This is a genomic window from Candidatus Rhodoblastus alkanivorans (genome assembly GCF_022760755.1).
GTDB classification, from domain to species: Bacteria; Pseudomonadota; Alphaproteobacteria; order Rhizobiales; family Beijerinckiaceae; genus Rhodoblastus; species Rhodoblastus alkanivorans.
Genome location: NZ_JAIVFP010000005.1, coordinates 1 through 9,284 on the forward strand (window position 1 = coordinate 1; position 9,284 = coordinate 9,284).

Annotated in this window: 10 protein-coding genes; 3 read left to right on the forward strand and 7 right to left on the reverse strand. The window is 66.3% G+C overall.

What is annotated here, in order from left to right:
* The 3 genes from K2U94_RS20345 to K2U94_RS20355 form a co-directional block, all read right to left on the reverse strand.
* On the reverse strand, positions 1 to 236 hold a 236-nt coding region (locus K2U94_RS20345), incomplete at its 3' end, for a ParB N-terminal domain-containing protein (protein ID WP_243069107.1).
* Positions 229 to 1,074, reverse strand: coding sequence for a hypothetical protein (locus tag K2U94_RS20350; RefSeq protein ID WP_243069108.1), 846 nt, complete (start codon positions 1,072 to 1,074; stop codon positions 229 to 231). The genes K2U94_RS20350 and K2U94_RS20345, both read right to left, overlap by 8 nt.
* Before the next feature lie 364 nt (positions 1,075 to 1,438).
* Positions 1,439 to 2,290, reverse strand: a complete 852-nt coding sequence (locus K2U94_RS20355) for a bifunctional DNA primase/polymerase (RefSeq protein ID WP_243069109.1) — start codon at positions 2,288 to 2,290, stop codon at positions 1,439 to 1,441.
* A 327-nt stretch (positions 2,291 to 2,617) separates the two neighbouring features.
* Between K2U94_RS20355 and K2U94_RS20360 the strand changes: the two genes are divergently transcribed.
* Complete coding sequence (locus K2U94_RS20360) at positions 2,618 to 3,004, forward strand: hypothetical protein (protein WP_243069110.1); 387 nt, start codon at positions 2,618 to 2,620, stop codon at positions 3,002 to 3,004.
* Positions 3,005 to 3,105: 101 nt separating this feature from the next.
* Here K2U94_RS20360 and K2U94_RS20365 read toward each other — a convergent pair whose 3' ends face one another.
* The 4 genes from K2U94_RS20365 to K2U94_RS20375 all read right to left on the reverse strand — a co-directional run bounded on the left by K2U94_RS20365 (position 3,106) and on the right by K2U94_RS20375 (position 7,648).
* Positions 3,106 to 4,314 (reverse strand): IS110 family RNA-guided transposase, encoded by a 1,209-nt coding sequence (locus K2U94_RS20365; RefSeq protein WP_243069111.1) that lies wholly within the window; start codon positions 4,312 to 4,314, stop codon positions 3,106 to 3,108.
* Between the two features lie 664 nt (positions 4,315 to 4,978).
* Positions 4,979 to 5,392, reverse strand: a complete 414-nt coding sequence (locus K2U94_RS20875) for a DUF6281 family protein (RefSeq protein ID WP_425332566.1) — start codon at positions 5,390 to 5,392, stop codon at positions 4,979 to 4,981.
* A 433-nt stretch (positions 5,393 to 5,825) separates the two neighbouring features.
* A complete protein-coding gene (locus K2U94_RS20370; RefSeq protein ID WP_243069112.1) occupies positions 5,826 to 6,257 on the reverse strand; it encodes a hypothetical protein in 432 nt (143 codons plus the stop codon).
* Positions 6,258 to 6,499: 242 nt separating this feature from the next.
* Positions 6,500 to 7,648, reverse strand: coding sequence for a hypothetical protein (locus tag K2U94_RS20375; protein WP_243069113.1), 1,149 nt, complete (start codon positions 7,646 to 7,648; stop codon positions 6,500 to 6,502).
* Between the two features lie 75 nt (positions 7,649 to 7,723).
* Here K2U94_RS20375 and K2U94_RS20380 point away from each other — a divergent pair, with 75 nt between their 5' ends.
* Both K2U94_RS20380 and K2U94_RS20385 read left to right on the forward strand, forming a co-directional pair.
* Positions 7,724 to 8,074: an antitoxin Xre/MbcA/ParS toxin-binding domain-containing protein gene (locus K2U94_RS20380; protein WP_243069114.1), complete on the forward strand. Its 351-nt coding sequence runs from the start codon at positions 7,724 to 7,726 to the stop codon at positions 8,072 to 8,074.
* Entirely contained in the window at positions 8,071 to 8,628 is a 558-nt protein-coding gene (locus tag K2U94_RS20385; RefSeq protein WP_243069115.1) for an RES domain-containing protein, read from the forward strand. The genes K2U94_RS20380 and K2U94_RS20385 overlap by 4 nt, the downstream gene beginning before the upstream one ends.
* Positions 8,629 to 9,284 lie beyond the last annotated feature (656 nt).

The window sequence follows — 9,284 nt, forward strand, 5'->3', positions numbered from 1 at the left end:
ATGCCCGAGCGCACCCAGACGCGCAGGGTCTGCCAGCCGAGCTCCTTGGCGGCCGCCAAGCGACGGTAGCCACAGATGAGATAGCCGTCCGGGGTGATGGTGACCGGTTGAAGAAGGCCGACGCGGGTGAGCGATTCCGTCAGCTTGGTCAGGTCACCGGGATGCCGACGGTGACGCTCACCGACGACGATCGAGTCGATCTGTCGTTCGAGCTCGACGAACCCCTTGTCAGACACCGCTCGTGCTCGCTGACGTGTACTCGGGCGCCGCGCGCTCAATGAGGCGCGCGAGTGCCCCGTCCTCGAACAGCTCATCGAGACCCTCACCGGACATCAGACGCAGCAGGATCCCGCGCCCCTCGCTGGTGTGAGAGCGGTCGCGATGCTGGTTTCCGAGCACACCGCGCAGGACCGCAAGCCAGGCCTTGTGATCGACGTCCAGGAGCGCGGGTCCATTGCCGTCACGCCGCAGCGACTCGAAGGCGCTCAGCCGGGTGCCGGTGCGGATCAGGCGGGCGGCGATGTACTCCAACCCGAGCCGTGCAGTGCGGCGGGACCACCCGAGCTCGACGAAGAACTGGATCGCCTGGTCGAGGGCGAAGTAGGCGTTCGTCGGCTCGTCCTCGATGGACTCCTGCCTCGGATCGTCGATGGCGCTGAGGTCGTCCTCGATCTGGAAGGCCGGGTGGTATCTCGCAAGGTCGTCGTCGCGCTCACTGAACCGCTCGGCATCGTGGTAGTTGGAGCCGGAGCTCTGGCGCGCCTGCTGGGTTGAGCAGAGCATCCCTCGGGCCCGCGACTCATAGACGAGGCTCAGGTGGACCGCGTGCGTGATCACTGCCCACGGATCCTCGGCCAGCCGGGTCGCCCGGGCGTTCATGATCTCGAAGGCGCACGTCGCGGCGTCTGTGGGTTCCAGCCCGTACTTGTGAGCGAGCGCGCCGTACTTGTCCATGGCGTACGCCATCAGCTCAGCGGCGTCGGGGTCGGTCTCCCAGGCACCAGGGCCGGCATAGGCGAGGTCCAGCAGCAGGAGTCGAAGCCCTTCTGCGGTGGCGTAGATCGGGTTGTTCACAGTCCGAGTCCTTCCGGAGAGGTGGTCGTCGGTGCGGAGGGCAGCGATCGGCCTTGGGCGGGATGGGTCAGGCGTCTGGCTGTCTTGGTTGCGGCAGCCGCGGGGGCGCGTCGAGCGCGTCGAGTCAGTTCGCTCTGAAGACCGATGCCGCGGCCTGCCCATCGAGCCCCGATCAGCGTGGAGACCTCGCTGGGACGGACCCACGTGATCGTCGGCCGGACGGGCTCCGCAGATGGTTGGACCGGCTGGGGGAGTGAGGGGTCGCCGTGGAGCGCAAACGAGTTCGGTCGGGGCGCGGGTACGGCCATCGGCATGGGCTCAGGAGGCGCGCGATCGAGACTGCGTTGGTAGGGCGCGGGGGTGTTCACAGTCCCACCCCCTCGACCGCTCTCGAAGGGCGCGATGGCGGCGCCGGCGCTACTCGCGAGACGATTCGGAAAGCAGATCGAATGGTGGCCAGTACCTCGGGCTCGGGCAGCCCTGCAGCATGAGCCGCATCACCGAGCAGCGACGTCGTGCTGCCGAGGTCGTGTCCGTCCTCAGCCATCCGGCACGCTGCCCAGAACAGCCCACCGTTGCGAGCGCCTTCAGGACGCGAGGCAACCCACGCCGCCAGCTTGTCGGGGGCTCTGCCGATCGAGGGCGGGGCCGTGGACGGGCGCATTGACCTGGGTGGGTCAAGGAGCCGCCGTAGCCCCGAGGCGTCGACCGGGGTGGGCCGGTGGTGCTCGGCGACCGCGATCTGCTGGTAGTGGCGGTCGACGCCTTCGTCGGTGCGCGCGCAGGAGGGCGGGATGATGATGTAGCCGCCGTCGCCGCGGAAGTCGATGTGCTGATTCGGCACTTGCCACGACCTCTGGTCAGTGGCGGTGGTGCGAAGGAAGTAGGCGTGGAGACCGCCGGACGGAGTGCGGACCAGCCACGCCCATCCCTCGACGAGTCCAGCCCGTCGCGCACGCTCGAACGCACCAAACCCGGACCGGGTGCCGTGGACGTCCACGTCGACCACGTCGACGCCGCTGGCCGAACCGGTCGGGACGCCGATGTTGGCGTCAGGCCATCGCCGCCACCATGACCTGACGATGTCGCTGTCGATGCTGGCGTCATGGAAGCCGTGGGCGGTGAGGGGCCGCTTGCCACGAGGGACGCACGGAAAGACTGGGATGGCACGGCCCGCGACGTACGTCGCCGCCGTCGCCAGGTTCGGCGCTTGCACGAGGGAGTCCAGGAGCTGCGGACTCCATCCTGTTGAGGCTTGCCGCTGTGATTGGTCGCCCATGGACTCGACTGTCCACAGCTATGGCACCAATAGTCGCCCTCCCTGGTAGCGCCCGTCCTTGGTGAAGTGTGGGACGGGCGGAGACGCGAAGCCCGCTCTGGCGCGAGGAGGGAGCCAAGCCTCGGCGCACCGCCGCTGGCTTCTAGTCGTAGCTTCCGTTCGGGTCCGGGCCGCCCTGTGTCTGAGCCCCGAGGGGTGATCGCGACACATGAAGCTACGGCGAACCGCGCGTGTCGGGGCGTGTCCGACTTACCGGATCTGCCGATGAGCGGTCCGCCAAGCGGCTTTGGTGGCAGCATCTCAACAGTGACCGACGACTCCGGCGAGACCGACATCGACCTAGAGGGCCTGGCACGGTGGTTGGGGGATGATGATGCGCCACCCAGCCCCAAGGAACAGAGACGGTCGGCGCGCGCCACGCGGTGCGCAGAGACATTCGGATCGCAGTCCCCTGCCGCGCTGGACCTGCTCGCAATCGTCGATCTCGCCTGGCATGACTGCTACGGCGACGGAGAACTTCCGAGCCAGGTCGTGGATGATCTGTTCGTGACTTCGGGCGGCGATCTGGAGACCATGGTTCACATGGCCAGCCTCGCTTTGACGGACTGGCGGGACTTACGGATGAACGCTGACAGAGCACGTTCTGAATAGGTGTCCAACGTGACTCATCAGAGGTTGCCAAGCAGGGCATAACGTCCGCACATGCCGCGTTGAGGGCGGCAACGCTTGCCCGGATCTGGCACCCCTCTGTGTCAAGGAGCGCTTGGAATGAGGGTCTTCCGGCGGATGGATGGTCGGCGTAGCGTCGGCTTCGCGGGTCCGGGAAGTGGCTGATCCGAAGTGTCGATGAGCGGGTGCGAGTCGGCCGCGCTGGATTGAAGAGCCGCCCCGCAGTGCCCTCCCGGACCCGCGTCCAGCCCCGTGATGGCTGCGTTGCTGTCGGCGACGAGCTGGCGATACACGACGTCGGACAGGCGCCGCTTCAGACATCTCAGCGCTTCCATCGGTGTCTTGCCGGCGGCGAGCTTGCGACGGTAGTAGGCGCGTCCTTCGGTGTCGTGACGGATCTGCACGATCGCCGCGACGTGCAGGACGTGGTTCATCCGCCGGTTCCCCGCACGTGACAAGCGGTGCCGGGTCTGCTCACCGGACGAGACGTCCAGGGGCGCGGTCCCGGTCCAGGACGCGAACCGGTTGCGGTCGGCGAACCGGGCCACGTCACCGACATCAGCCAGCACCCGGGCAGCTCCGGCTGGGCCGACGCCGTAGATGTCCATCAGCCCCGACCCGCGGGTGGCGACCGCAGCCTTCAGCTCGGCCTTGATCTTCTTCAGCTTCGCGTCGACCGCGACCAGGTCGGCGATCTCCTCGGCCGCCATCCGACGACGGGTCTTCCCGGCGATGTCACGCGGGCGCACGGTCGCGAGCATGGCCTTGGCCTGGGTGGCGGACAGGTCGCGTTTGCGCTGGCCAGGCAGCAGTTCACTGAGCAGACGCTGCAGCCGGTTGACCGTCTGGACGCGCTGGTGGGCGAGCTCGTCGCGGCGGTCGGTGAGCATCCGCAGGGCCTCGAGCTCGCCGTCCTCGACCACCACCCGCAACCCTTCGGTGCGGACCGCGACGACCGCGATGGAGTGGGCGTCCAGCGCGTCGGTCTTGCGGTTGTGGCCGGTGTCGAAGAGCCGCACCCGAGCAGCCAGCTTGGCCGGGACATCGACGACTTGTTCGCCGGCGGCGACAAGTCGTTGGGCCAGTGGACGGCCGGCACCGTTGGCTCCCTCGACCGCCCACACGCGGTCGGGCCACTGCTTCACATAACGCTGCATCGCGGCGTAACCGGCCTGGTTGGTGTCGAACCGACCACTACCGAGGAGGTTCTCGTGGGTGTCGACAACCTCGATAGTCACCGACATCTTGTGGGGATCGACCCCGATGATCACGCCCTTCTTCATGTTGCTCATCTGCTCACCTCGTCCTCGCCTGGAACCAACAGAGTCGACGAGGTGGGCATTGCTACTACGAGCTGGGCAGACCCCTCTGGAGCCACTCCTCGTCACGGTGGTCGACGGGTCGCAGTCCAGATGTGAGCCACACCCGGAACCCGGGTGGGCAGCCGCGATTGAGAGCGTCCCGCCGATCACCTGGATCGAGTCTGGCCAGACACCGATCCTGAGGGAAGTTTCCTAGTAGCCGCGATAGGCGCGGATCTGCCGATGTGCGGACCTACAACAACAGCGACCGAGGCTCGAGGTAGCTGACGAACCGATCGCACTGCTCATTCTCTACTCGTCAGGGATGCCCATGCCGCTGCGTGCTTGGTGCTTGCCGGTGATCGTTGCAGTGAGCATTCCAGCCAACCCTTAGACCTTGAGCGATGGAACCGATGAGCACCCCGACAGCAGCTAGGACGCCGACGAGGTAGGCCGCCAGCCCGTAGCCCATCGCGGCGAGCACCCCAGACCCGAGAGCGAACGCCACACCGCCGACGAGGTAGTCCCATGGTCCTGGCGATGATTTCGAGCCACTGGTCACGAAGGGATGGTAGCGAGATGCATGAGGACGTCCACCTGGCGCCTATCCGGATCTGCCGCGATGAGCTCGTCCGCTCATGCCGAGTTGAGTGCCTTAGGACTTCGCGCCGGACAAGTCCGCGTAGATGCGTCTCCGCGTAGCAGGTTCCAGTGTGTCGGCGATGAAGACTCCGAACCCGTCGTTGCCGAACCGCACGCCGAGCACCTCGTCTGGCGAGTAGCCCTTGAACGTCCATGTACGCACCTGGGTGGGGACGTCAGGGAAGACAGAACCCACGGCGTTACAGCCAGTGTCGTGACATTCAGCCTGGTCAGCCCGTAGGTGGCGGCTGCCTTCACGAGTAGTCGTTCCGTACGAGGTGTAGATGACGTCCACCATGCGGATCTGGGCTTCGCAATCGGCTGCTCCGGTTGGGCATTCGGAACTAGCGACCGAACAGCCCGCCATCAAGACCATGACGACGCAGAGCAGGGCAGACCTCACTCGCCCAGTATGTCGTCGGTCCATGCGATTGGGACGACGGCGACACACCTAAGGATCCGTGCCCCGAAACATCCGCATCTGCCGCATTGAGGGCGGCTACGCTCGCCCGGATCTGCCGCATTGAGGGCGGCTACGCTCGCCCGGATCTGCCGCATTGAGGGCGGCTACGCTCGCCCGGATCTGCCGCGATGAGCGCACGCACCTGGGGCGCGGGCCGCCGTCGCCTACCCGCTGAACCAGGATGGGAGAGCTCGCCCGTCGTCTGTCCATCACCCCGAGCACCCTCACCCACCACGGCGCGCCGGGCGGAACTCGTGCCGGGTTGCGTTCTGCGGTGGGGGTGGCTGCTGTTGCGGGCGGCGCGATCGCCGTGCCGAGGAAGGCGGCGTCGTACCCGAGACGGCCCATGTCCGAAGTCTCATGCCCACGGCGGCGCTGGACAAGCACGACGCGATCGTCAGGGGCTCGAGGTCACCCGCCCGTCGGGCCATGCGGTATAGGTCTCGGTCGTGTACTCGGTGTCGACCGACAGGCGGTCGTCGATCTGCGTTGAGGGCTGAATCTTCGTGCCATGGAACTTGCCGGCGCACGAGCAGACGCACGTCCAGATGGTGTCCGGTGAGGCATCGCGCCAGCACTCGACGACGCACCGGGTCTGACTGGCGCCGTGGAGCACGACCTCCACCGGACGCCCGAGTTCGGCCGGCAGCTGCTCAATCAGCGTCCGCAGGTGCGCAGGAGCCACCTCGAAGTATCGGCGCTCTCGATTGTACTCCGGCTTCGTCTGCTGCCCGCAGATGTCGTGAAGAAGGTCGTAATTCCCGCTCCCGGGTCGGAACGGCAGTGTGACTTGGAGGCGGCCCCTGAGAGGCCGGACGATGCGCGCCATTTCCTGAATCTACCTGTCAACTCGTCCTGTCAGGCCCTCACGGGCGTATCCGTTGAAAGGTGCGCCGACGGGACGACGCCAGCGAGGTCGTCGAGCCCGGGGTGCCCGGCACCAGGCGACGGGAAACGTGATGACGTGCTTCTCGTCGGCGGTGACTGGCACCCAAGGCAGCACCGATGCTGCGGCGCGGCTCGGTGAGCAGCATGGCGGGCGGTGATGCCCAACCCGGCTGGGCATCAAACTTAGGAGGCGGCCTGCACCCGCTCGATGTCTTCGATCAGACCATCGAGGGTCCGAGTCTTGAGGGGCGGGTCACCCTCGGCGACGTAGTCACGGTTGATGCGGTTTCGCAGGATCAGCGCTCGACGGAGGCGCTCCAGCTCTGCTGTCGAACGCCATCCCGCGGGCTGCTCCATCATGCGCGCCATCTCAGTGTCGCGGCTGTGGAGGTAGTGCTCGCGCGGGTCGAGCAACGGGCCGCGCACGTTGGTCCCGCATCGACCAACTCGACACCCGATCCTGACACGGAGGTCGGAGTGCTGCATCAGCTTCAGGGCGGTGCTGGGGGTAGCGGTGTACGCCAGCGCGGGGAGGTAGACGCCGGCCTGCGGGCCACCGCCGGTGTCTTCGTCGGTGCGCTCCTTCGGGGGCTTGCTGCGGCGGTTGACCTGGAGTGCGTGGTTGTTGCGCTCGAGCATCCCCACCCCCACCGAATAGGCCGATGCGTGTCCCAGGGCGACGGCCACCTGGCCGAGGTTCCCGGAATGTCCCAAGGTGACGTGGAGGCCGGCGTCGGTGAATGCCTGCGCGACGGCGAAGCCATCGACGATCTTTCGCAGGCTCTCGTCCTCACTCCCGAAGGGCGAGAGTTGTAGCTCGATCTGCCGCACGCCAGATGCGCGGTACCAGGCGGCCAAGTCGCCTGCAGCTGACTTCGCGTAAGAATTCTTGATCGCCAGTACGGCTCGCACGGGCCGGTCGGCCTGGCTGACCGTGGCCTCCGCGAGGTCGATGTTGAGAGCCGCGCTCCGGGGTGAGTTGACGAAGAAGTGTGGAGCGGTCACGCGCGTGACGCCTTCGGGATGCGTGGCGATGGTGCGGTCGACCAGCTCGGCGCGGGCCGGGAGCGAGGTTGCGAGCTGTGGGAGGTCGTACGGCGCTCCGCTCCACATCGGGAACTTTTCCAGCCCGTACCCCTCGTAGGACAGCAGCTCGGTCCCCGGGTCCCAGAACACATCGACCCCACCGGCGGCGGCCGCCTCTACCGCCGGGCGCTGCCGAGCCCCAGCCTTCGGGTCGAGCACGATCGCCGTGGTTGCGGCCGGGCCGCGGGACAGGAAGTCCTCAACAACCTTCTGGTCGTTGAAGCCCAATCGGAACTGGAGACTCATCGGTGCGCCTCTCGGAGGGACTTGACGTTGGTGACATACTAGCGACACAACTACGACAAAGTAAGGACGACGCATATGGGGCGTGTCGGAGCAGGTGCGCTCGCGGAGAAGGTATCCGGAGCCATGGACACTCTTGGGCTCACAGATGACGAGGTCGGGTTGATCGTCGACGCATCCGGCCGTTCGGTCGCCCGCTGGGCCGCCGGCGAGGTGGTCCCACAAAGACTTAACAAGGAACGGCTGCTCGAGCTGTCGTACGTCGCCAATGCGCTCGGCGAGGTCCTTCCACGCGACCACGCGAACCTATGGCTCTTCACACCACACCAATCACTGAACCACGAGAAGCCAGCAACACTCATCCACGAAGGCAGGTACAAAGAGGTCCTAGACCTCATCGAGGCGATAGCGGATGGAGTGTTCGCTTGACGGCCACCCTCAACGAGGACCTCGTCGAGGCGATCGCAACGATCGGAACGACCACATGGTCCGGACGGACCTACCGGCACACCACCGCAAGCCGCGATCCCCTTTCGGGCGAAGGTGCGCGTCGAGGCGGTGGCCGCTACAACCCGACAGACCTCTTTCCGACCGTCTACCTCGGCCAACCGGTCGAGGCGTGCATGCGCGAACTCGAGCAGCTCGCGAATAGGCAGCACCTGAGCGTCGAGGATTTCCTGTCGATTCCTCGGGTCCTGCACACCATCGACCTCATCGACCTAGAGGTCCTCGACCTCACCAACCCCGACACACAGGACACGCTCGGACTCGACCAAGCTGACCTCGAGGGGGATTGGCCACCATGCCAGGCAGTCGGACACGCCACCTGGTTCCTCGAGTTCCACGGCGTCCTGGCTCCGTCAGCCGTAGGCGCAGGGGTCAACCTGGCCCTGTTCGAACACCGCACACCTCCCGCCCACTTTAGCCTAGGCTCCTCAGCTCCCCTCGACTACGCGACCTACGAGACGTTGCGAGGGGCGTAGCTTGTGCGAGGTGCCGCGGTGCGCAAGACCGCTGCACCGAAGATGAGGAACTGCACCGAAGTCACAGGCTGAGGCAACGACATTGCCCAGAACATCGGATGCGAGCCGATCCGACATCGCCAACGCTGAGAGATGCTGAAGCCGGCCCGCGGGTGTTATGAAGATCAACGGGCCCAATCTACGTAGCGGTGCAGGCCGTGATGAGCGTGCGGATCTGCCGGGATGAGTGCGTCACTCGCGCAACCGGGAGCGCGGGGCCACTCGGTGAATGAAGTGGGCAGAGGCTACGTTGGCGGGCGGATTGCTCGTGCTCCTCGCAGCCTTCGCCATCGGCACGGAGAATGACCTGTCCACGTCGGTCTTGGGCCCGACCCGTGATTGCGGCCCGCAATCTCGGCTTCTTGGTTGATTTCCGGCTCGCCCGACAAGGCGGGACCGGGCTTGCTGGGGACAGGTCCTGCAACAGCCTGCGGGCCCACCATTCGCAAGTCCCGAGTACTGGTCTTGACGGTCATCGGCGCGGGCGGTCTGCTTGCTCTCACCGGGTGGAGTGCCATGTCTACGCGAAGAGAAGCCTCGCCTGGCACGGTGACGCACGCTCGCGGAATAGGTCTGAGCGAACATTCGCCCGGATCTGCCGCGTTGAGGGCGGCTAC

Excerpts from the sequence above, each read along its gene's own strand:
- K2U94_RS20360 (WP_243069110.1), top strand. The coding sequence starts at position 2,618 with ATGAGCGGTCCGCCAAGCGGCTTTGGTGGCAGCATCTCAACAGTGACC.
- K2U94_RS20370 (WP_243069112.1), bottom strand. The coding sequence starts at position 6,257 with ATGGCGCGCATCGTCCGGCCTCTCAGGGGCCGCCTCCAAGTCACACTG.
- K2U94_RS20380 (WP_243069114.1), top strand. The coding sequence starts at position 7,724 with ATGGGGCGTGTCGGAGCAGGTGCGCTCGCGGAGAAGGTATCCGGAGCC.
- K2U94_RS20875 (WP_425332566.1), bottom strand. The coding sequence starts at position 5,392 with ATGGACCGACGACATACTGGGCGAGTGAGGTCTGCCCTGCTCTGCGTC.
- K2U94_RS20375 (WP_243069113.1), bottom strand. The coding sequence starts at position 7,648 with ATGAGTCTCCAGTTCCGATTGGGCTTCAACGACCAGAAGGTTGTTGAG.
- K2U94_RS20365 (WP_243069111.1), bottom strand. The coding sequence starts at position 4,314 with ATGAGCAACATGAAGAAGGGCGTGATCATCGGGGTCGATCCCCACAAG.